Genomic DNA, 22970 nt, shown 5'->3' with positions numbered 1-22970 from the left:
AATCCCTCGTTATTTCTACACGCATTGGCGCGCTTCTCCACCATCGTCTAAACCTAAGTAGACACGGGCGACAAATGTGGTGAGGAGCGCCAATGAGATCGAAGATCGTGGCCGCTGTGGGCCTAAGTGCAGCAACCCTATTTGGATGCGCCTACCAGCAGGAACAGGTATACGGTGCAGGCAATATCGTGATTGATACCTACGGCGTGAACATGCGGCAATACCAGCTGGATCTTGCGGACTGCAAAACCATGGCGATGGCGGCGCGCAACGATGCCGGGCGCCGCGGGGTGACCCGCGCTGCGGGCGGGGCACTGCTGGGCGGTGCGCTGGGCGCGATCATTGGCGATACCAGTAGTGCGGCTGCAGCCGCCGCCGGCGCCGGCGCATTGATCGGCGGCGTGAGTGGCGTGGGCAGTGCGCACGCTGAAGAAAATTACATCGCCCGCAACTGCCTGCGAGGTCGGGGTTATCGGGTGTTGAATTAGCAGAATTATTCGGCAAACCACAGGATGTTGCGCCGGGCTTTGGCCCGGCTTTTTTGCGTTTCCTTTTGTGCTCCCAGGTTTTGGCCCCGCACGCAAGATCGGCGCTCGTCATCAAACTGTCACCAAAAATTCATTTCCCTGACGCCACCTGCCAATTTATGTCGTTAAAATCTCCCGCAAAATATAGGGGGGTTTAATGCGACTATTTTCCAATCTGATACTGGCCGCGCTGCTGGTATGTACCATTCCTTTCGCCACCGCCGGCACTTCAGAAGATGTACACGGGGCGCTGGAGAAGCGTGTGACTGAGATTATTCAGCGCATGTCACGGGAGCTGTCCCCGGCGGAGCGTATCGCCCTGACACCGGAGTCAGCCACTGCATTTCTGTCACGGGATGAGCGCGAATATCTCGGTACGGCGTTTTCCCGCTTCCGTGTAGACCGTCCCGCTGTCATTCATGTCGCTTTTGATTCCACATACGGCGAGACACCATTCTGGCTCGCCGACCAGGGGTTTACCCGATCGAGGTCCCTCGATTTTATTGTGGACGAGGAAGATCCTTACCACGTCTGGTCTAAGCGCGTGCACGCAGGCGAGATCAACCTGGGCGTGCCCAGCCTTTCCGGTGAGCTCAAACCCTATCTGGTGTTTGCTGCGCCCGCAGAGGGCAAGCGGGCTGTCGAGATAACACCGCTGGTATCCGGCGTGGATGTGGCAGTTGCGAAAGTAGGTGGCCTGCCGTTTGTCGACGACAACGATTACTTCAATACTCTGCCGCAGGCGCTTGTCGGCCTCCCAGTGTTGCGTAGCTTCGAGAGCTGGGAGCTGGTGTCCCGCTTTGTTGGGTATTTTCGGGAAACCCGCTATCCGTCCTCGGCACAACCCGATCACTTGCAGCTGACCTGGCAGGGAGACCCGGCGAGCTCTGCCACCGTGCAATGGCGCACGGATGGAAGCGTCGACAATGCAATTCTCTGGTTTGCTCCCAGGGACCAGTTTTTCAGTGCGGGCGGCAAGGCAGTGCAGCGGAAGAAAGCCACCTATACCGAGTTACACAGCCTGCAGGTGGTCAACGATCCGGTGGTGCGCCTGCACCGGGTGGCGCTTGAGAATCTGTCGCCGGCAACGGACTACCTGTATGCGGTCAGCGCGGACAACGGTAAAAGCTGGTCGGCTCCGCGCGAGTTTCGCACCGCCGCGAGTTCGCCCTCGGAGCCGTTTTCCTTCGTCTATCTGGGGGACCCGCAGAATGGCCTGGACCGCTGGGGCCAGCTGATTCGCCAGGCCGACTTTGAATTTCCCGATGCGCGCTTTTACATGATCGCCGGAGATCTGATCGATCACGGCCAGGAGCAGGACAACTGGGACCAGTTCTTCCACGAGGGCAGCTCGGTATTCGACCGTTCCATGGTGGTTCCGGCGCTCGGTAATCACGACAGCCACGGCGGTCATCCCACCCTGTACCTGAAGCAGTTTGCGTTGCTGGGTAATGGCAGCAGCAAGCTGGATCCCGGTCGTACCTATCACGTTACCTACCAGGACCTGCTGGTGGTGGTTATGGACTCCAATTACCACCTGGTTGAACCCGAGTTGCAGGTGGATTGGCTGGATCGCGTGCTGGACGAAAGCAATGCGCGCTGGAAAGTGGTGATATACCACCACCCGTTCTACGCCTCCCGCGAAGGTCGCGACAACAAGATGATACGGGATGCCTGGGGGCCGATTTTTGACAAGCACAACGTGGATATCGCTTTCCAGGGGCACGACCACGCCTACATGCGCACAGTGCCCATGCGCGGCAATGAACCGGTAGCCAAAGGGGAACAGGGGACCGTTTACCTTGTTTCGGTATCCGGTACAAAAATGTACGAGCAGGCGTTACCCGAGTTTGCCGCCTTTGGCGCGGTCAATACCCGCACTTACCAGGTGATCGACATCGATCCGCTGTCGGGCTCGCTCAATTACCGGGCGATTGATGATGAGGGTAATACCGTCGATCAGTTTTCCCTGCAAAAACCTTTGACCACCACACAGGCAAAACGTTAACAGACGTCGGGCCGATACCCGGCAGCAGATGCTTAATTGCTCAGATACAAAAAAGCCCGGGAATCCCGGGCTTTTTTGCAGGTTCGCTAAGGGTGATTACTCTCCCAGGGTGAACAGCTGGGTGTTGCCTCCGGTCGCCACGATATTGACCGTCTTGGTTTTCTCGTTGGCAAAACGGAACAGGTAGTGCGGCCCGCCGGCCTTGGGGCCGGTGCCGGACAGACCCATGCCGCCGAACGGGTTGACCCCGACCACAGCACCGACCATATCGCGGTTTACATAGCAGTTGCCCACGTCAATGCGCTTGAAGATGGCGCCGGCGCGGCCCTCGATACGGGAGTGCAGGCCGAAGGTCAGGCCGTATCCAGTGGCGTTGATGCGGTGCACCACATCTTCCAGCTCTTCCGCCTTGAAGCGCACCACGTGCAGGAAGGGGCCGAACACTTCGCGCTTCAACAGGTTGAAGTCCTCAATCTCCACTACCTGCGGGCCGAAGAAAGTGCCGTTCTGCGGACGCTTGGCTTCGTCAAAGGCAAACAGCGGTTTGGCTTCCTGTTGCATGCGTTCGCTGTGCTTCTGCAGCAGACCGAGCGCTTTTTCGTCGATCACCGGGCCGATATCGGTTTCCAGTTTGGACGGATCGCCCAGGGTCAGTTCGTCACAGGCACCTTTCAGCATGTTCAGCAGGTTGTCTGCAATCACGTCCTGTACGCATAGGATGCGCAGTGCGGAACAGCGCTGGCCGGCGCTCAGGAATGCGGACTGGATGACATCGTCCACGACCTGCTCGGGCAGGGCGGTGGAGTCCACGATCATCACGTTCTGGCCGCCGGTTTCGGCGATCAGCGGAACGATGGGGCCGTCTTTGGCTGCCAGCTGCATATTGATGTGCTTGGCGGTTTCGGTGGAGCCGGTGAAGGCCACGCCGGCAACCCGCGGGTCGTCCAGCAGCGGTTTACCAATGGCGGCACCGGTGCCGGTTACCAGATGCAGAATCTCGCGGGGTACCCCGGCTTCGTGCATCAGCTGTACCGCGCGGTGGGCAATACAGGGGGTCTGTTCTGCGGGCTTGGCGAGTACGCCGTTACCGGCAGCGAGGGCCGCCACAACCTGGCCGGTGAAAATCGCCAGCGGGAAGTTCCACGGGCTGATACACACGAATACACCGCGGCCGCAGAGGCTGAGCTCATTGGTCTCGCCCGTGGGCCCGGGCAGTACGGTGGGCTCACTGAAGTGCTTGCGCGCGCCGTTGGCGTAGTAACGGCAGAAGTCCACCGCCTCGCGCACTTCCGAGATGCCGTCGTTAAGGGTACGGCCGGCTTCGCGACAGATGATTGCAACCAGTTCGTTGAGGTGCTGCTCGTACAGATCGGCGACCTTGTCGAGAATCTTCGCGCGCGCGTCACCACCCAGACGGTTCCAGGCGCGTTGGTGCTGCTGCGCGGAGGAGAAGGCTTTTTCGATCAATGCCGGATCAGCATCGGTGGTATGGCCCACGGTTTCGCCAGTGGCCGGGTTGAGCACGGGCTGGTCGCCGGAAATGGATTCTCCAGCAATGATCGGGCCGCCTTTCCAGGAGGCGCCGCTAGATGCGGATACCGCCTGCATCAGAGGCTCCGCGGAGACGGGGTCGGTCAGCTCAATACCGTGGGAGTTTTTACGCGGCAGGGCTTCGTGGCCGATATAGATGTCCGCGGGTACCGGGATTTCCGGGTGGCGGTACGGGTTGCACGCTTCGCTCAGCTTCAGGGTATCGCGCACCAGTTCATTGACCGGGGTCTTCTCGTCCATGAAGCGGTTGACGAAGGAGCTGTTGGCGCCATTTTCGAGCAGACGGCGGACCAGGTAAGGCAACAGGTCTTTGTGTGCGCCCACCGGTGCGTAGACCCGGACCGGGACGCGCTTGCCGTGTACTGCTTCGATCTGATCGTAGAGCAAGTGGCCCATGCCGTGCAGGCGCTGGAATTCATAGTCGTTGGCGTCGCCCGCCAGTTCCAGGATCAGGCCCACGGTGTAGGCGTTGTGGGTGGCAAACTGCGGGTAGATGGCATCGCGGCCATCCAGCAGTTTTTTCGCGCACACCTGGTAAGACAGGTCGGTGTGGCACTTGCGGGTGTACACCGGGTAGTCGGTTAGGCCCATCTGCTGGGCGTGTTTGATTTCGGTATCCCAATAGGCACCTTTTACCAGGCGCACCATCAGCTTGCGTCCGGTATCGCGGCCCAGGGCAATCAGCCAGTCTGCCACGTGCGGGGAGCGCTTCTGGTAGGCCTGCAGAACAAAGCCGAGACCCTGCCAGTCTTTCAGTTCCGGGTCGCGGGCCAGTGCCTCAAATACGTCCAGGGAGATATCCAGGCGGTCGGCTTCTTCGGCATCAATATTGAGGCCCATATCGTATTTTGCTGCCGCCGCGCAGAGTGCTTTCACCCTGGGTAGGAGTTCATTCATCACGCGGTCGCGCTGCAGTTCGGTGTAGCGCGGGTGCAGGGCAGAGAGCTTGATGGAAATACCGTTGGCCTCGACAACATCGCGTTTGGTGTTGTCCGCGCCGATGGCTTCGATGGCCATCATGTAGGCGTCGAAGTAGCGCTGAGCGTCCGCCATGGTGCGCGCGCCTTCGCCGAGCATGTCGAAGGAGAAGCGGGTGCCGGGCTTGTTTTCCGCCGGGCCGCGCTTGAGTGCTTCCTTGATAGTACGGCCAAGGACGTACTGGCCGCCCATGATCTTCATGGCCTGCATCATGGAGGTGCGAACCATGGGTTCGCCCATGCGACTGACCAGTCGCTTCATCCAGGTGGAGGGCTTTTCCGTAATATCCGGGTCAAGCTCAACGATATTGCCGGTCAGCATCAGTCCCCAGGTCGAGGCATTCACGAACAGGGAGTCTGACTGCCCGCGGTGACTGGACCAGTTGCCGGAGTGCACTTTCTCGGCGATCAGTTTGTCGGCAGTGTCCGCGTCCGGCACCCGCAACAGGGACTCGGCCAGGCACATCAGCGCCACGCCTTCCTTATTGGAAAGGCCGAACTGTTGCAGGAAGGCATCGAGAGTGCCGCGCTTACTGCGCTGCTCCCGGGATTTGACCACCAGCTCGCTGGCGGTAGCGAGGATCTTCTCCCGCAGGGCCTCTCCCGGGCGCGGTGCGGCCAGTAGCTCGCTGACGCACTGGTTTTCGTCGGCATGCAGGTACTGGCGGGCCTTCTGGCGGGCGTTGTGCAACTCTTCGGTCAATTGGCCGGCGAACCGTGTAGACATGTGTACTCCCAGACTAAAATAAGGTGCAGGATAAAAAACCGGATTATGTGGTAAATGTCCCAGAATTAATCGCCATTCTTCCACGGAGTGTGGTTAAATATAGGGCTTATTCGGTTAATCACCAGTAGGGTATTTTGTTATGTCTCGGAAATTGGAAGATCTGGACCGCATTGATCGCCAGATTCTGCGCATTCTGCAGCGCGCTGGCCGCCTGCCCAACGTTGAGCTGGCCCGTAGGGTTAACCTGAGCCCCACGCCCTGTCTCGAGCGTGTGAAGCGCCTTGAGCGCGAGGGGTTTATTCAGGAATACGTTGCGCTGCTGGATCCGCTGAAAGTGGATGCGGGCCTTGTTGTGTATATCCAGGTATCCCTGTCGGATACCGCCACTGAGACGCTTGAGGCGTTCAACAAGCATGTTTCCGGTCTCGAAGAGGTTCAGGAATGTCATATGGTTGCCGGTGGTTTCGATTACCTGGTGAAAATCCGTATTAAGGATATGCTCGGCTACCGTCGATTCCTTGGCGAAAAGCTGGCATCGGTACCTGGGGTGCGCGAAACCCATACCTACGTTGTCATGCAGGAAGTGAAGACCGATACGTCTGTCGCTGTGCCGGATCCTGAACCCAAGTCCGGTAAGCGATAGCCCGGCACAAGGCCTGAGAAACCAATGTTGTACCCGGATCGAGTCTAGTGGATCGAGTGACATCCTTGCCCGCCACCAGCGCGGCCAATCGCCGCGCCACGCTGCTGGCGCTGGCCGCTGTCCTGTGCTGGTCTACCGTGGCGAGCGCCTTCAAGCTTTCACTCCAGTATCTGACGCCGTTACAGTTAGTCAGTATCGCTTCGGTCGTTTCTGCCGTGTTTATGCTTGGTGCCATTCTCTGGCAGGGGCGCACCGCTGAAATTGGTCGCAGCTGGAAGGCAAACTACCGCTGGTATGTCGCGCTCGGTTTTTGCAATCCATACCTTTATTACCTGACGCTGTTTAACGCCTATGAGCTGCTGCCCGCGCAACAGGCCCAGCCGCTGAATTACACTTGGGGCGTTCTGCTGGCGCTATTGTCAGTACCACTCCTCAAGCAAAAGCTGCGCCGTCAGGACCTCCTCGCCGGACTTGTGTGTTACACCGGCGTACTGGTTATCGCCACCAGCGGCAATTTGCTCGATCTGCAGTTCGACCAGCCCTGGGGTGTGGCGCTGGCATTGCTCAGCACCCTGATCTGGTCCTGTTACTGGCTGCTGAATACCCGTATCGGTGGCAATGCGGCGGTGAACCTGTTCCTCACCTGTTGTTGCGGTCTGCCGTGGCTCGCCGCTACGCTGCTTTGGCAGGGCTGGGGAGAGAGCTGGCAGTGGCCACCATTGGCGGGCTGGCTCGGGGCCATCTATGTCGGGTTGTTCGAAATGGGTGTCGCATTCCTGCTATGGCAAGCGGCCATGATGACCTGTGACAATACCGCCCGGATCAGCAATTTTATTTACCTTTCGCCTCCGCTGTCGCTGCTGTTGATTGCACTGTTGGTGGGTGAAAAGATCCAGCTTGCCACCATTGCCGGCCTCGCACTGATCCTGCTGGGCGTGGCGATACAGCAGGGCGCTTTGAAACGGCTGCTGTTGAAACGATCACGATAAAACCAATAACGAATCGCACACCAGAGTAGTGGGCGAGAATTACCTGCGAGAAAAGAGGTGAGAGCACCATGAATTTTGCCCTGAGTGAAGAGCAGCAAATGATCCAGGACGCCGCGCGCCAGTTCGCTGAAAGTGAGCTGAAGCCGGTTGCCGCAGAGCTGGACAAAACCGGGAACCGGGCGCTGTTTCTGGAAAAGCTGAAGCAGCTGGCCGAGCTCGGCTTTATGGGAATCAATATCGACCCCGAATTCGGCGGTACCGGGGCCGGTACCGTTGCATTCAGCCTGGCCATCACCGAGCTCGCCCGCGGTTGTGCATCCACAGCAACTACCACGTCGGTCACTAATATGGTGGCGGAAGTTATTCAGGCAAAAGGGACCGACGAGCAGAAGTCCCGCTACCTGCCCAAAATCTGTAGTGGTGAATACCCGGCGGGCTCTTTCTGCCTGACTGAGTCCGGTTCCGGATCGGATGCCGCCGCCATGCGCACCCGCGCGGTCAAAGATGGCGACGACTTTGTTCTGAATGGCAGCAAGCTGTTTATCAGCAGCGCAGAATTCGCTGGTATTTTCGTAGTGTGGGCGGTGACCGACAGCAGCGCGACAAAAGGCAAGGGCATCTCGTGTTTCCTGGTCGAAGCCGGTACCCCCGGCCTGGTGGTCGGCAAGGCGGAAGAGAAGATGGGGCAGAAGGCCTCTGTCACCAATGAGGTATCTTTCGAGGATTGCCGCATCCCTGCAGCCAATATGCTGGGCGAGGAAAATCGCGGCTTCCGCATTGCTGCCGGTGAGCTGGCCGGTGGCCGTATCGGCATCGGTTCCCTGGCGTTGGGGATCGGGCTGGAAGCGCTGGACTGCGCCCGCGCCTATCTGCAGGAGCGCGAGCAGTTCGGCAAACCCCTGGCCCAGTTCCAGGGACTGCAATGGCAGCTCGCGGACAAGTACACCGAGCTGGAAGCCGCGCGCCTGTTACTGATGCAGGCGGCCTGGCAGAAAGAAGCGGGCGAGCACTTCGGGCCGGCGGCATCCATGGCCAAGCTCTATGCCGCGGAAAAGGCCAACGAAGCCTGTTACGTAGCACTGCAGATGCACGGCGGCGTGGGCTATACCCGCGAGTTTCCGCTGGAGCGCATGGCGCGGGACGTACGCATCACCACGATCTATGAAGGCACCAGCGAAATTCAGCGACTGATTATCGCGCGGCATCTGCTGGATGGCGTTCGCTGATTCGGACACGCCGACCGCATTCTGGATCGGGACAAAGCCTCAGTCGTCACCAGAAGTGGCTTCTGGGGCTTTATGTTTTATACGGACTCTCTTTAGTCACCCCAACGCGTAAAGGATCAGTTTCTTGAGTTCACAGATTGCCCCCGCCGAAAATAGTTCGTGGCTGCTGGGCGCTCGCGAGGCCATTCCGTTGCTGGGTGGATATATTCCGGTTGCGATTTCTTTTGGCCTCATCGCGATTCAGTCCGGCTTCAGCGGCTGGGAAACGGTGCTCATTTCAACGCTGGTGTACGCCGGAGCATCGCAGTTTCTGTTTGTGGCGATGGTCGCCGCCGGTGCGCCGTTGTGGTTTGTGGTGGTAATGACGCTTTTGATTAACGCGCGCCATGTCGTATATGGGCCGAATATCGCCCCCTGGCTGAATAAAAGCCGCTGGTGGCCGTGGCTGATGCACGGTCTTACGGATCAGATCTTTGCGTTGGCGCTCGTGCGTCTACCGCAGCTTCATGAGCGCGAGCGCATGGGCTGGTATATCGGCGCGTCGATTGTCGCCTGGTTCAGTTGGATCGGTGGTACGGCATTGGGCGCCGTTGCCGGCAAAGAGCTTACCCAGCGCTGGCCGCTGCTCGGGGAGATTATGCCGTTCGCGTTGCCGGCTCTGTTTCTGGTGCTATTGGCTCCGAGATTTGCCACGAGACTCTGGGCTCTCACGCTAGGCAGTACGGTGATCGTCGCTCTGCTATTCGCAGTTTACGGAATGAAGAACGCAGCAATCCCGATCGCCGCGGTGTGTGGTGCGCTGGTGTATTACGGTTTGAACGCCCTGGTTCGGGACCGCGCGCAGCGGGGAGGGAGGCAGTAAAATGGACAGTGAACTCTGGATTGCGCTGCTGGCGACAGCCATCGGTACCTTGATGATGCGCTCACTGCCGTTTCTGTGGATGCAGCGCCATCTGGTCCGCAAGCAGGCCAGTGATTCTCTGGATGCCATGCCATCCTGGCTCACGGTGCTCGGGCCGCTAATGATCGCGGCGATGTTTGGTGTGTCACTGGTGCCGTCATCAGGCAGTGCGGAGGCCTGGTCGGCCACTGCGATCGGTACGTTAATTACTTATCTGGTGTGGAAGCGCACTCAATCGCTGGGCTGGCCGGTATTTGTCGGCGTGATTGTATACGGCGGCGTCATTCTGCTGGCCCGTGTTGTTGCCTAGCGGGCTGCTCGCAGCTGTGGCCGGAACCGGTGAATCGAATAGTGCAGCGGCAAGTGCCGCCGCTTCTCATTTAGCCGTCGTTTAATAGAAAAAGGCAATAATTCAAAAGTATCCAGCTGGTTTTCCCTTTGGTCGCGGCGTAGTATTTCGGCACGATACCGCTGTTATGCGCCGTGGTTTCCAATAAATCGAAAAGGGAGAGCAATACCGTGCCTATCACGCTGAATGTCAATGGCGCCGATCACGAGCTGGATGCTGCGCCGGATACGCCTCTGCTCTGGGCAATTCGCGACCACCTCAAAATGACTGGAACCAAGTTTGGTTGCGGCATGGCCATGTGCGGTGCCTGTACGGTACACATGGATGGCCAACCTATCCGCTCCTGCTCGATGCCTGTACAGGCCACTGCGGGTAAAAAAATCACTACTATCGAAGGCGTGTCTTCTCCTGCTGGCTCGCCTATCGCCAAGGTTGTCCAGCAGGCGTGGAACGAATCGCAAGTGGTTCAGTGCGGCTACTGCCAATCTGGCCAGATCATGTCTGCAATCGCACTGCTTGAAAAAAATCCCAATCCCTCCGATGCGGACATCGATTCCGCCATGTCCGGCAATATCTGTCGGTGCAATACCTATCACCGCATTCGCGGTGCTATCAAAGATGCATCTGAAAAACTGGGCTAAAAGTTAGGGCGAACCGGAGGGGAAAATTATGCGCTGGATAGATAGCGATACACGTAAGAATCTGGAAAAGCAATTTCAGGATACGGGTCATAACCCATTGGGCAGTAATAGTAGTCGACGAAATTTTCTCAAAGTAATCGGCGGTGTCGGGGCCGGCCTCACCCTGGCTATCAATAGTCCCGGAGTTGTAGCTAAAAACGCATCAAGAGCGATGGCTGGTGCCGAAGGCGCGGCGGAAAGCTTTGCTCCCAACGCATTTGTTCGTATAGGCGCGGACAACCGTGTGGCGGTGGTTATCAAGCATGTGGAAATGGGGCAGGGCACCTATACTGGCTTGGCCACTCTGGTTACAGAGGAGCTGGACGCAGACTGGAATCAGATTGATTCTGTCGGCGCACCTGCCGATGGAAAACGCTACAACAATCTCAACTGGGGCCCCATGCAGGGTACAGGTGGCAGTTCCGCCATCGCCAATTCCTTTCAGCAGATGCGTATGGCTGGGGCCACGGCTAAAGCGATGCTGGTTGCCGCGGCGGCACAAAGCTGGAGTGTGCCTACCGCGGAAATTTCCGTAAGCAAGGGGGTGGTGCGCCATGATGCTAGCGGCAAGCAAGCCAGTTTTGGCGACCTGGCCGAGCTCGCGGCGACTCAGCCGGTACCGGATGCCGAGAAGGTAACCCTCAAAGATCCCACCGAATTCACCCATATCGGTACATCGTTGCCGAGAAAGGACCTGGGAAAAACAGACGGGACGGCAGTTTTCACGCAGGATGTGCAGCTGGATGGCATGCTGACCGCACTGGTAGCCCACGCACCGCGTTTTGGCGCATTCGTTAAAAGCTTCGATGCCAAAGCGGCCAAAGCTTCTGACGGGGTGGTGGATGTCATTGAGATTCCCACCGGCATAGCCGTGATTGCCCAGGACTACTGGAGTGCAAAAGTCGCACGCGACAAATTGGACATTGAGTGGGATCAATCCCAGGCAATGTCCAGGAGTAGCGAGCAGATCATGAAAGAGTACCGCGCGCAGTCCAAAAAAAAGGGCAGTGTGGTGCGCAATGACGGTAGTGCAAGTGATGCGCTCGCCAGCGCGGATACCGTGATTGAAGCTACCTATGAGTTTCCCTACCTCGCGCATGCAGCCATGGAGCCAATGAACTGCGTTGCGCTAGTCAATAAAGATGGCTGTGAAATCTGGAATGGCGAACAGTTCCAGTCGATCGACCAGATGAATATCGGCAAGCTGCTGGGGCTTCCGGTCGAGAAGGTGAAGCTGAACATGCTGTTTGCCGGCGGCAGTTTTGGCCGTCGCGCCAACCCGGCTTCGGACTATCTGGTTGAGGCGGTGCATATTGCCAAGGCAAAAATGGGCACACCTATCAAGTTGGTGTGGTCCCGCGAAGATGACATGCATGCCGGCTACTTCCGTCCGGCGTATGTACACCGGGTACGCGGTGGTTTGGATGCCGAGGGCAATATCGTCGGTTGGGAGCAGCATATCGTCGGTCAGTCTATTCTGACGGGAACGCCATTTGGGCAGGGCATCAAGAATGGTGTTGATCACTCGTCTGTTGAGGGCGCCAGCACCTTGCCTTACGCCATTTCCAATATCCGCGTGGATGTCACCTCAACCGAAGAAAAAGTGCCGGTGCTGTGGTGGCGTTCCGTAGGGCATACGCATACCGCTTATTCTACGGAAACGTTTATTGACGAGCTGGCCGCCAAGGCCGGGCAGGACCCGGTTGACCTGCGGATGAAATTGCTTGATGGGCACCCGCGCTGGCAGGGAGTGCTGAAGCTCGCGGCGGATAAAGCCGGGTGGGGGAAGGCATTGCCCAAGGGCTGGGGACGTGGCATCGCGGTGCACGAATCATTCAATTCTTATGTGGCTCAGGTCGCGGAGGTGTCCGTAGCGGAAGACGGCAAGTTCAAGGTTGAGCGGGTGGTGTGCGCGGTGGACTGCGGCGTTCCGATTAACCCTGATGTCATCCGTGCACAGATGGAAGGGGGCATTGGCTTTGGCCTGGCGCCGGCGCTGTTCAGCGCAATTACTTTCAAGGATGGAAAAGTTGTCGAGTCCAATTTCCATAACTATCAGGTGCTGCGCATCAATCAGATGCCGGATGTGGAAGTTCACATCGTGCCTTCGACCGAGCCCCCCACGGGTGTCGGTGAACCGGGCGTGCCGCCGATTGCTCCGGCAGTAGCTAACGCGCTGGCAGCGGCTACCGGTAAGCGCTACTACTCGCTGCCGATCAAGGTGTGATGATCAGGGGTTTTAGATAAATAAATGTCGAGTCATCTGATTGCGTTGCTCAGAACGTGGCATCCGCTGCGGGATAAAACCGACTGGGTATTGGGTACCGTATACAGAACCGAAGGTCCCTGCTATCGCAAGTCGGGAGCCATGATGTTATTCAGTGCGGACGGCCATCAACTCGGCATGTTGAGTGGTGGGTGCCTGGAATCCGATATACATCAGCAGGCTCGCCGGGTGATGCACAGCGGTCAAGTGATCACCCTGACCTATGACGGCAGTGACGAGGATGATCTTTCCTTTCAATTGGGAATTGGCTGTGGCGGTACGGTACATATCCTGTTGCAGCCCGTGCACGCTGCAAACCAGTATCTTGAACTGGATCGTGTGTATGCCGCACTTCGGGAGTTTCGCTCAGGTTCCTACTATCAATATATCCCTGACAACCAAGCCGACGTTGTTGGCGATGAAAGCCAGACACATTTTACGGAGAATGATTCGTCGGCTGTCGAATCCTTTCGTGTACGCGCCCGGTTGATAGAGGAGGGCGAGAGCCTTTGGTTGTGTACCGGTATAACACCGCCGCCCCATTTGTTGATCGTTGGCGGCGGCATTGACGCCAGACCTCTGGCGGCGATGGGGCATCAGCTGGGGTGGAGGATCAGCGTATGGGATCCACGCCCGGCCAATGCCCGGCGTGAGTATTTCCCCCTTGCGGACGAATTGCTGAACTGTCCAGTGGATTCGCTGGCGGAATTTGTACCTAGCCAGAAAGTGAACGCTGCAGTCTTGATGAGCCATAACATTGAGCTGGATGCCAGCGCATTGTCAGTGCTGCATGGCACAGCGCTCCATTATCTTGCCCTTCTCGGTCCCCGTAGTCGCCGCGATCGCATCGTTACCAAAGCCGGGATTGACCTGACCGGACAATCTCCGACAATTGCCGGTCCCGCCGGGCTGGAGATTGCCGCCGATCTGCCGGAAACCATCGCCCTTTCAATTCTCGCTGAGTGTCAGGCGGTGCTGAACCAGGGGAGTGGTCGCTCGATCAGCGGAATTCTTCCTCATGCATGACATGAACATTGCCGCGTTGATTATGGCCGCCGGAGAGTCTTCCCGGTTTCGCGGCTGCAAGCATCTGGCAATGATTGACGACGCGCCGATGTTGCAGGGGGTCGTCAACCAGGTCCATGGCATGGTGGCGAAGACGTATGCGGTAACCGGTGCCTGGCATAACGAGATTGAGGAAGCAGTACTGGATGGCGAGTTGCGCGGACTGCAGTTGATTCACAATCATGCGTGGCGGCGCGGACTTGGCCACTCCATTGCGGTAGGGGTCGCTGCGCTGGCCTCAAAATTTGATGGTGTAATGATACTGTTGGCAGATCAGGTGGCGATCCAGCGAGAAGATATTGCGGCACTGCTTTCGCAGTTTGATGGTCAGAGTATTGTCTGTGGCGTATATGCCGATCGACGCGGGGTACCCGCAGTTTTCGGGGCACCGCACTTGTCTTTGTTGCAAAAACTTGACGGAGACAGGGGGGCTCGCCTTTTGCTAAATAGCGGCGAGCTGCCGATCATAGAATGCCCAATGCCACGCGCTGCCATAGATATCGACACCCGACAGGGGCTGGAAAACTGGCGTGCACAGTTGTAAAGGTGAAATTAACTTTCCGGTGCAGTGTCCGGGTATTCGATCTCGCAGATGTAATAGGTAACCCACTGCTCCATCTGTTGGATTTCCACCTCATCGTCGATCCGCTTTCCAAGCAGGGCGCGCGCGACTGGCGAATCCATCGAAATCAAACCTTCCTTCACATTAAACTCATCCGGGCCGACGATACGGTATTTCACTTCCTTGCCGTTTTCGTCTTCCAGCGTCACCCAGGCACCGAAGAATACCTTGTCGCGGTCGTCTGGAATCCGGTCCACCACCGTAATCTCTTCAAGGCGTTTGGTCAGAAAGCGTACCCGGCTGTCGATTTCCCGCAGGCGTTTCTTGCCGTAGATGTAATCCGCATTTTCCGAGCGATCCCCGAGCTTGGCGGCATCACTCACCGCCTGGGTAACGCGTGGGCGTTCCTGTTCCCACAGGAACTTCACTTCCGCGCGCATACGCTGTGCGCCTTCCGGGGTAATGTAACGTGAGCCGCGCGGGCGCGGCGGTCTCCAGCGTCCCATCAGGGGGTATCCTTGAGGTTATGGATATCGATACCGGGGCCGGGTGAGGGCAGGGGGAATTCAAAGATTCGGCTGTAAAATTCCAGCTCTCCTTCCAGAGCCATCTTGATGCTGTCGGCGCTGCGGAATCCGTGTCCCTCTTCGGCGAAGGTGATGTAGGCCACCGGCAGACCGCGATCTTTCAGTGCGTCGACCATAGCCTCGGCCTGGTTCGGCGGCACTACCTTGTCTTCCATACCCTGGAAAAAGATTACCGGGCAGTTGAGCTTTTCGATGTGCTCGATGGGCGAGCGCTCTCGGTATACGGATTCGGCTTCCGGCCAGGGGCCAACCAGTTTGTCCAGGTAGCGGGACTCGAACTTGTGGGTATCCCGCGCGAGTGTGGTGAGGTCGCCGATACCGTAGTGGCTGGCACCGGCAGAAAAGGTATCGTGGAACGCGAGGGCCGCAAGTACAGTGTAGCCGCCGGCACTGCCACCCTTGATCAGCAGGCGCTGTGGGTCTGCAAGGCCTTTCTTTACCAGGTATTCAGCCCCGGCACACACATCCTCTACATCAATAATTCCCCAGTTGTCTGCCAGTCGGTCGCGGTAGTCGCGGCCGTAGCCGGTGCTGCCGGAGTAATTGACATCCAGAATGGCGATACCGCGGCTGGTCCAGTATTGGATCTTGAGGTTGAGTGCGGCGGAAGTGGCGCCAGTGGGGCCACCGTGGCTGAACACGATCAGCGGCGGCAGCTCACCCTCGGGTGCGTTGAACCCGGGGTTGGTGGGTGGGTAGTAAAACCCGTGTACTTCCCGGTCCGCGACTTGGAAGCTGACCGGTTCTGCACGTGCAAAGGTGGATGTCGGCAGGGCGAGGTTGCCGCTTTGGGCAATGGATTGAAACTGCCCGGTTTCCACGGAATACAGTGTAATTTCCGGTAGCGAGTCTGCGCTGCCTGCGATCATCAGGGCTTTGCCCGGTGTGCAGCTGATACTCTCGAAATCGCACCCGGGGTGCGGCACCAGTTCCGATGTTCCGTTTTTCAGATCGATGATGGCCAGTTGCCAGAGCCCGTTTTGGGTGAAGGTACAGAAAATCTGTTCCTCGGAAACAAAACCGTAAGTGGACATGCCGAACACCCACTGGGGTGTGGCGAATTCCGCCGGTTTTTCCCAGATAGGGGCATCGCTACCCAGGCGGTAGAGGTTCCACCAGTTGCTGCGGTCGGAAACGTAATAGAGGTCGCCGCCGGGGGACCACTGCGGCTGGAAAATGGATTCGTTGCCATCCCCGGCGACACGGCGGGCCTCGCCAAATAGGCCTTTGGCATCGAGGTCGGCAAGCATCAGCTCCGTGGCGTCCCACGGCATGTCCGGGTGATGCCACTGCAGAAAACTGAGCTGTTTGCCGTCCGGGCTGATTGCCGGGTTGGAGTAGAAATCTGCACCCTCGGCAATGATTTCGAAGGGGGCCGCTTCATCTGCGGTATCAGAACTTCGAAGGTCGATAGCGATAATACGGGCGATTGCCTCACGGTCGCTTTGTGACTCGTCTTCCTGTACACAGATCAGTCGCTGACGGGCCCGGTCGACGATCAGGTCGGCATAGCGGATATTGCCTTCCGCGGTAAGCGGTTCGGGCACCTCGCCATTTAATGGCATACGGTAGATTCGTTGATCCGCCGCGAGGACGAAATAGACCCAGCCATCGGCAACGGTATAACTGCCTCCGCCGTATTCATGCGCCTTGGAGCGCACACTGAGTGGCGCAGGCAACAGATCGCGGCGCCCGGATTGCGGATCATACTCCACCAGTACGGAACGGCCTTTTTCTGCTGGCCGGGATTCGAGCCAGTAGGCGCGGTTTTCAAACAGGCGCGATTCGCTCAGGCGAACGTTGCCGGCGGTGAGTAAATCGGCGCTGATCGCAGAGCGCCAGCTGCCGTATGGCGCCTGTTCCGGTGCGTTATGTGATGGGGTATCCAGTGGGGTCAACGTCATCTCTCCTGTCGCCTTGAAATACATCCTGCTGGCGTGAATGAACGCATTGTACGCTGGCTCGCGAGTGCGGCAAATGCCGCGACTGCGCGCAACACGGTTCTAATCGGCTGCTAGTCTTAATGTAGTCGCGTCATTCGGCGCCAGCCGCCCCTGGGAGAAACCCGGGGATGGATTACTATGGCGGAGAGCGGTATGCAGGGGTTATTGGACGGCTTGGCATCTCTGATCGGTTGGGGAAACAGCCTCACCTGGGGCGGCCTGGGCGGATACTGGTGGCTGGGCATCCTGATCGCGGCGCTACTGCCTGCGGGCCTGTATTTCACGGTGCGCATGGGGTTTGTGCAGTTTCGCTGTTTCGGCCACATGCTGCGGGTGATGGGGCACAGTTTCCACAAGGAGCATGATGACGCAGTATCGTCATTTCAGGCCTTCGCCACCAGCGCGGCAGCCCGCGTGGGCACTGGCAATATCGCCGGTGTAGCGGTAGCAATTACCGCCGGTGGGCCAGGAGCCATCTTCTGGATGTGGCTGGTGGCCATGGTGGGGATGGCCACCAGTCTGGTGGAGAACACCCTCGCACAAGTCTTCAAGGAGCAGGGCGAGGTAGCGGGCACCTTTCGCGGCGGCCCTGCGTATTACATCGACAAGGGGCTGGGCAAGCGCTGGAAATGGCTGTCCATTGTCTTTTCTGTCTTCCTGATTATTTGCTTTGGCTTTTTCTTCAACGCTGTGCAGGCCAATGCCATGTCCGAGGCGATCCACTCTGCCTGGGGGATCAACCCGCTTGTTGTGGGCGTGCTAATCGCCGTTCTGGCGGGGTTGATTGTGTTTGGCGGGATCAAATCGATCGGTCGCTTCGCCGGTATCGTAGTTCCGGTCATGGCGCTGGCCTACATTGCCATCGCGTTGTTTGTGATTGCCACCAATATCTCGCGCATACCCGAGGTCTTCAGCCTGATCTTTGCCAATGCCTTTGGTATGCAGGAGGCGGGGGCGGGCGCGTTTGGCGCGGTGGTGGCCAACGGTATCAAGCGGGGTCTTTTTTCCAATGAGGCGGGTATGGGTTCGTCGCCAAACGTGGGCGCGGTTGCCGATGTAAAACACCCGGTAGTGCAGGGGTATGTGCAGATGGCCTCGGTATTTCTCGATACCATGCTGATCTGCACCGCCACAGCGGCGCTTATTCTGCTGAGTAACGTCGAACTGAGTGGCGCCATGGAGGGGGTGACGCTTACCCAGGCGGCGCTGGCCAGTGAGGTGGGCAGCTGGGGGAGCAGCTTTATCGCGATCGCGCTGATTTTCTTTGCGTTTACCTCGGTGATCGCCAACTACTACTATGCCGAAACCAACATTTTCTATCTTTGGCATACGCGGGTATCCATATTCTGCTACCGGTTCCTGTATATCGTTTTTATCCTGTTCGGCGCCTGGGTGGCCTGGAGCGGGAGTTCCGATAACTTCCAGTTGCTGTGGAATATGGCGGACATGTCCATGGGCTTTATGGCTTCTGCCAACCTGCTCGCGATTCTGTTGTTGTCCGGGGTGGCGATCAAGGTGTTCGCGGACTACGAAACTCAGCGGAATCGCGGAATTACTGAGCCGGTGTTTGATGCTCGACAGCACGATATCCCCGGGATAGAACCGGATGTTTGGCAGGGTGGGCCACATACCCCGGGAGAGCACATGGAGTAGGGGCGTCGGCCCTCTATCCCGGGCTAATGAGACATTGTTCCGCCAGTGACTGTGATCCTGGTTGGTAAACCGGAAATATGTCCCATATTGCCGAATTCACTGAGAACCAGTGCGCACTCCGCCGCTGATGAATCTTTTAGGCTCACCGCTGGGTTAACAGCCAACCTCGCGCGGTGAGTATTTCATGTCAGGCCAACAAAAATTCCAGATTGTATCTGCAGGTAAAACCCTGCGTGCGAAAGCACCTGCGGAAGTATTGCAGGAGGTGGCCAGCACCTTCTCGGTCAGTGCCGAACAGGCGCGCAAGCTTTTCCTGAAAGGGTGGGTGATCAAGGATCAACTCTCTCCAGGTCAGGTGGTCCAGTATCGCACCCAGCTACAACAGATCGGCTTGAAAATCGAAGTTCACCCCGCCGGCAAGTTCGACAACCGCGCCATCCTGGCCCGTCTGCAATTTGCGCAAAAGCGCAAGGCGCGCAAAGAGTCCGCTGCTCAAGGCGGGCGCTCCGGTGATGCGAAGCCGGCGACTCAAGAGATAGCCCGGCAACAATCTGCGCAAAAGACCGCGCAAACGCCTGTTCAAAATTCCGGCAAAAAGGTGGCGCCAGCTGCGCAAGCGGAAGTTCGGCCTGAGCCCCCCCAAAAACCACCCCAATCAACCAGCGATACGCCGGCACCTCGCGAGCGTCAGGCCTCCGCGGCCCGTGCGCAACTGGAAGAGCTATTCACCAGCGAAAGCGCCGGTTTCGATTCCATGGCACAGCGGCTGGCGTTGCTCCCGGGCCTCGTCAGCGCGGCAGTGGTACCGGCCCTGTTTACCGCTTTGTTGCTCTTTTGTATCTATTCCATAGGAATGGCGCTGTGGGCACTACCTGCCGCCGTTATGGATGGCACTTTCGGCGCGGGCACCGTTATCAGCGTATTGATCAAGCTCCTGCTTACGGGGTTTGTAGGCACGTTGCTGGTGTATCCGTTTTTTACCGCTCGCTGGCGGGCGCTGGCGGAGTCCGAACATACTGCTGCGGTCAGCATTCGCAAATCTGAAGCGCCCGGTTTGTTCCTGCTGCTTGAGGTACTGGAGGCAAGATCCGGACTGAGTATCGCCGGCAAGCAGCCGGGACCGAAAAACCTCGCTGCTGCGCCGGGGGCAAAAAGTACTCCGCTTGAGGTGACGGCCGGTTCGGAAATTGAAGTGACCCTTAAGCCCGGTGGGCCGCGCACCCTGCGACTGGGGCTCGGAGCGGTGGCGACACTGAATGGCGGTGACGTTGTGGCGCTGGTTGCACGTGCACTGTCCTATCACCAGGGGGCGCTGATGCGCACCTGTGTGTATCTTTCAATGACGACGGCGCAGCGGCTGAAATCCTGGCAGGACGCGCTGGAGCGGGAAGTAACCTTACTCAGCGCCGAGGATGAGCCGACTGCCCCGCGTATCTCGGCGCTCAAACCTTTGCATAAACTGCTGTCCGCTTGCGGATTGGCGCTGGTGCCGCTGCTGGATCGCTTGCAGGGGGTTCACCGCGTGACCAGTGGCGCGGTTGCCCGCAGGCTGGAAGCCCGCGCGGATCTCGCCGCGGCGCAAATGATTGGCAGCGAAGAATTTGCGCAGTTTGCCGAGCGATGGAATCAACTGGTGCACGCCGACCTGATATGCGGTGAGATCAACCGTGAAGCGCAGGTTACCGGCAAGCGACTGGCAGATATTCCACGTGCTATACGCTGGCTTTACCGCAACCTGGAAGAGGCCACTCGCACAAGTATCGATATGGCAATGGCTGAAGATACCGACTGTTGGCTGCCGGCCGAGCCTGCCGGACACGACCGAATCGCCGCGGCAGAGGCGCGGCAGCTGTCGGCACTGTTACAGCGAGTCGACTTTTCGGTGCAGAAACTGTTTACCGATTTCGACGAGCTGTGCGCGCGCGCAAGCCGTATTGGAACGGAGGAGAGTTGTCGCGCGGTGGAAAACAGTCTGCTGTTGACGGCAAGCAAGGAAACCGAGGAAGCGCAGCAGGTGCTGTCAGAGTACTTTAACCGGGTGATCCCGCGGGACTTCCTGCCGATGCAGGGCCCGCAAAATGCGGAGCTGGCGGAACTTGGGCTGCAAGACACCATCGACTGGCTGCGCTCGCGCCTGGTGGATCTTCAGGAGCAGGAACAGCGCTTGGCGCAACTGCAGCTGAGTGGTTCGCGGATCCAGTTGGGCGCGGCACTGGTGCGGGCCAATGTGCGCGTGGATCCGCGCCGCTTCGAACTGAGCGGAACCACTCCTTCCGCTGCAGAAGCTTCCCGCAAAGACAATCGCGCGCGGATCCAGGAGTGCCTGCAACAGCGTCAGCAGTTACATCAGATGTTCTTTCAGCGTGTCCAGGGGACGGTGATTGGTTTGAGCGGCGGGGAGCGCAGTGATGCGGATGCTGCGCTGGCGCAGCTACAGGACTTTGAGCGTATACGCGAGCCGCTCAGCAGTCTCGACCGCTACGGTGATCTGGTGTGCGAGCTGATTGAATGCCTGCCCGGGAATGAGATTCCCGCGTCGCTGCTGCAGAAATACACCCAGCTGGCGGTACAGCAGATCCGTGAGGTTCTCAGGATTGCTGGCGATGCGCCTGCGCTTCTGCCGGCACCGCTGCTTGAGAAACTCGCGGCCTGTGGCGCTGGTGATGCGAACGGTGTGGCCGAGTCCCGCGGAGGAGACCTGGCGGGAGAGCTGCAGGCGATAGAGCTGCGCTGTAAAAATGCCAGTGCCGTGGTGTGCGAGGGATATCACCTGGCATTGGCGCGGCTGTTGCAGCTGTGCCTGGCAGAGGAGGCGCGCCGCAAGGTGAAGCCCCTGCGGCTCGCCGGAACCTTGTAATCCGCGACGCCTTACACGGGAAGCCGGCTTCCTGACCGGGGGCAATCAGCCTCCGGCCAGCTTTACCTTGTAGCTCTTGGCCTCCAGAACCGCCTTGATCTCATCCCGTTTATCGCCCTGTATTTCAATGACGCCATCCTTCAGGGCGCCACCGCAACCACACCGCTTCTTCAGCTCGGCCAGTAGCAGTTTCAGCTCACTGTCAGTGCCCTCTACGCCCCTGACACAGGTCACGCCTTTACCCTTACGGCCCTTGGTTTCTCTCTGGATACGGACGATGCCGTCGCCCTGATGGCGTTTTTCTGCCGGTGCGGATTCCTTGATGCGGCCGCGGTCGGTGGAATAAACAAGCCGGTTTTTGTCACTCATAATCGTGCTTTACAGGTATCGGTTACTTTCTTGCCGCGCAAGGATAGCCGAAGCGCGCTGGGCAGATAAAGGCTCCGTGAGCAGTCACCTGCGTAGACTATGCAGAACAAGGTTGATGGAACCCGGGCCCGGTCGGCTAAAATGACGGGAATTCCTCCATTCAAAGACACAAGGAAAAGACTGAATGGCCCTGACAGGTGTCCGCAAGCGGCTCAATGAAGTGATATTCGGCACCGACACGCCGGCCGGGAAGTATTTTGATGTGGTGCTTATCTGGACCATCCTGCTCAGTGTGGCGCTGGTCCTGCTCGCGTCGGTGGAGAGCTGGTGGGTGCGCTACGGGGAGATCTTCTTTCGCCTGGAGTGGTTTTTCACCGCGCTGTTTACGGTGGAGTACCTGACCCGGATTTACTGTGCAAATGACCGTCGGGCCTACGTATTCAGCTTTTATGGTGTTGTAGACCTGCTGGCAATCCTCCCCAGTTATCTGGCGCTGATATTTACCGGCGCCACTTACCTGATGGTGATCCGCCTGTTGCGGGTGCTGCGCATCTTCCGGGTTCTGAAGCTGGTGCGCTATCTGAGTGACGCCAACCTGCTGGTGCGCTCCCTGTGGCAGGCGCGTCGACGGATACTGGTGTTTTATTCCAGTGTGCTTGTGCTGTGTATCATTTTCGGCAGCATTATGTTTATTGTGGAAGGGCCCAAGCACGGGTTCACCAGCATCCCCAAAAGTATCTACTGGACGATCGTTACCATCACCACCGTGGGCTACGGCGATATTACCCCCCAGACCACGCTAGGGCAGGCGATTGCGTCCATGACCATGTTGATCGGTTACTCAATTATCGCGGTGCCAACCGGTATCGTCACTGCCGAACTGGCGCACGAGCTGGGTCGGGAAAAGCAACTGGCGCGATGCCACAATTGCGGGCGGGCGGGGCACGATGCCGATTCCGAGTTCTGCAAGCACTGTGGATACAAGCTGGAAGATTTTGAGCCAATTACAGAAGATTGACCGACCCGCGCAAATTCTCTGCGCCCTGGAGCGGAGCGACCGGTGATAGTCCCGGGGCTGCCTTAACAGCCC

Annotated in this window: 18 protein-coding genes; 14 read left to right on the top strand and 4 right to left on the bottom strand. The window is 58.3% G+C overall.

The genetic code is table 11. From position 1 onward, the window contains the following. Positions 1-92: 92 nt before the first annotated feature. Together HUW35_RS16630 and HUW35_RS16625 are read left to right on the top strand one after the other, a co-directional pair. Positions 93-488, top strand: coding sequence for a glycine zipper family protein (locus HUW35_RS16630; protein WP_181253327.1), 396 nt, complete (start codon positions 93-95; stop codon positions 486-488). A 196-nt stretch (positions 489-684) separates the two neighbouring features. Then, positions 685-2535 (top strand): metallophosphoesterase family protein, encoded by a 1851-nt coding sequence (locus HUW35_RS16625; RefSeq protein WP_181253326.1) that lies wholly within the window; start codon positions 685-687, stop codon positions 2533-2535. Between the two features lie 96 nt (positions 2536-2631). Here the strand turns inward: HUW35_RS16625 and putA are convergent, their stop codons facing one another. After that, entirely contained in the window at positions 2632-5790 is a 3159-nt protein-coding gene (putA, locus tag HUW35_RS16620) for a bifunctional proline dehydrogenase/L-glutamate gamma-semialdehyde dehydrogenase PutA (RefSeq protein ID WP_181253325.1), read from the bottom strand. 139 nt (positions 5791-5929) lie between these two features. Here putA and HUW35_RS16615 point away from each other — a divergent pair, with 139 nt between their 5' ends. The 9 genes from HUW35_RS16615 (at position 5930) to HUW35_RS16575 (ending at position 14453) form a co-directional block, all read left to right on the top strand. Beyond that, complete coding sequence (locus HUW35_RS16615) at positions 5930-6433, top strand: Lrp/AsnC ligand binding domain-containing protein (RefSeq protein WP_078085813.1); 504 nt, start codon at positions 5930-5932, stop codon at positions 6431-6433. 56 nt (positions 6434-6489) lie between these two features. After that, the gene (locus HUW35_RS16610; protein ID WP_181253324.1) at positions 6490-7422 is read left to right on the top strand and encodes a DMT family transporter; all 933 of its coding nucleotides are present in this window, start codon (positions 6490-6492) and stop codon (positions 7420-7422) included. Positions 7423-7490: 68 nt separating this feature from the next. Next, positions 7491-8648, top strand: coding sequence for an acyl-CoA dehydrogenase family protein (locus tag HUW35_RS16605; RefSeq protein WP_181253323.1), 1158 nt, complete (start codon positions 7491-7493; stop codon positions 8646-8648). Between the two features lie 124 nt (positions 8649-8772). Next, entirely contained in the window at positions 8773-9510 is a 738-nt protein-coding gene (locus tag HUW35_RS16600) for an AzlC family ABC transporter permease (protein WP_181253322.1), read from the top strand. A gap of 1 nt (position 9511) precedes the next feature. Then, the gene (locus tag HUW35_RS16595; protein WP_181253321.1) at positions 9512-9859 is read left to right on the top strand and encodes an AzlD domain-containing protein; all 348 of its coding nucleotides are present in this window, start codon (positions 9512-9514) and stop codon (positions 9857-9859) included. A gap of 215 nt (positions 9860-10074) precedes the next feature. Continuing rightward, complete coding sequence (locus HUW35_RS16590) at positions 10075-10539, top strand: (2Fe-2S)-binding protein (protein WP_219932729.1); 465 nt, start codon at positions 10075-10077, stop codon at positions 10537-10539. 211 nt (positions 10540-10750) lie between these two features. Continuing rightward, positions 10751-12805, top strand: a complete 2055-nt coding sequence (locus HUW35_RS16585; RefSeq protein WP_255463354.1) for a xanthine dehydrogenase family protein molybdopterin-binding subunit — start codon at positions 10751-10753, stop codon at positions 12803-12805. 24 nt (positions 12806-12829) lie between these two features. After that, complete coding sequence (locus HUW35_RS16580; RefSeq protein ID WP_181253318.1) at positions 12830-13870, top strand: XdhC family protein; 1041 nt, start codon at positions 12830-12832, stop codon at positions 13868-13870. Further along, complete coding sequence (locus tag HUW35_RS16575) at positions 13863-14453, top strand: NTP transferase domain-containing protein (protein WP_181253317.1); 591 nt, start codon at positions 13863-13865, stop codon at positions 14451-14453. The genes HUW35_RS16580 and HUW35_RS16575 overlap by 8 nt, the downstream gene beginning before the upstream one ends. 8 nt (positions 14454-14461) lie before the next feature. On the opposite strand, the gene greB is transcribed toward HUW35_RS16575, so the two are convergent. Beyond that, a complete protein-coding gene (gene greB / locus HUW35_RS16570) occupies positions 14462-14977 on the bottom strand; it encodes a transcription elongation factor GreB (RefSeq protein WP_181253316.1) in 516 nt (171 codons plus the stop codon). Beyond that, on the bottom strand, positions 14977-16962 hold the full coding sequence (locus HUW35_RS16565) for a S9 family peptidase (RefSeq protein WP_181253315.1): 1986 nt from the start codon (positions 16960-16962) through the stop codon (positions 14977-14979). Before HUW35_RS16565 ends, greB begins: the two co-directional genes overlap by 1 nt. Positions 16963-17154: 192 nt before the next feature. On the opposite strand from HUW35_RS16565, the gene HUW35_RS16560 reads away from it, so the two are divergent. After that, positions 17155-18654, top strand: a complete 1500-nt coding sequence (locus tag HUW35_RS16560) for a sodium:alanine symporter family protein (protein ID WP_181253314.1) — start codon at positions 17155-17157, stop codon at positions 18652-18654. A gap of 184 nt (positions 18655-18838) precedes the next feature. Next, the gene (locus HUW35_RS16555) at positions 18839-21511 is read left to right on the top strand and encodes a hypothetical protein (protein WP_181253313.1); all 2673 of its coding nucleotides are present in this window, start codon (positions 18839-18841) and stop codon (positions 21509-21511) included. A gap of 45 nt (positions 21512-21556) precedes the next feature. Here HUW35_RS16555 and yciH read toward each other — a convergent pair whose 3' ends face one another. After that, a complete protein-coding gene (yciH, locus tag HUW35_RS16550; RefSeq protein ID WP_181253312.1) occupies positions 21557-21880 on the bottom strand; it encodes a stress response translation initiation inhibitor YciH in 324 nt (107 codons plus the stop codon). A gap of 184 nt (positions 21881-22064) precedes the next feature. Here yciH and HUW35_RS16545 point away from each other — a divergent pair, with 184 nt between their 5' ends. Then, positions 22065-22898, top strand: a complete 834-nt coding sequence (locus tag HUW35_RS16545) for an ion transporter (protein WP_181253311.1) — start codon at positions 22065-22067, stop codon at positions 22896-22898. Positions 22899-22970 lie beyond the last annotated feature (72 nt).

It is taken from the genome of Microbulbifer sp. YPW1 (assembly GCF_013367775.1).
GTDB lineage: Bacteria > Pseudomonadota > Gammaproteobacteria > Pseudomonadales > Cellvibrionaceae > Microbulbifer.
This window is presented reverse-complemented; position numbering and strand designations above follow the sequence as displayed.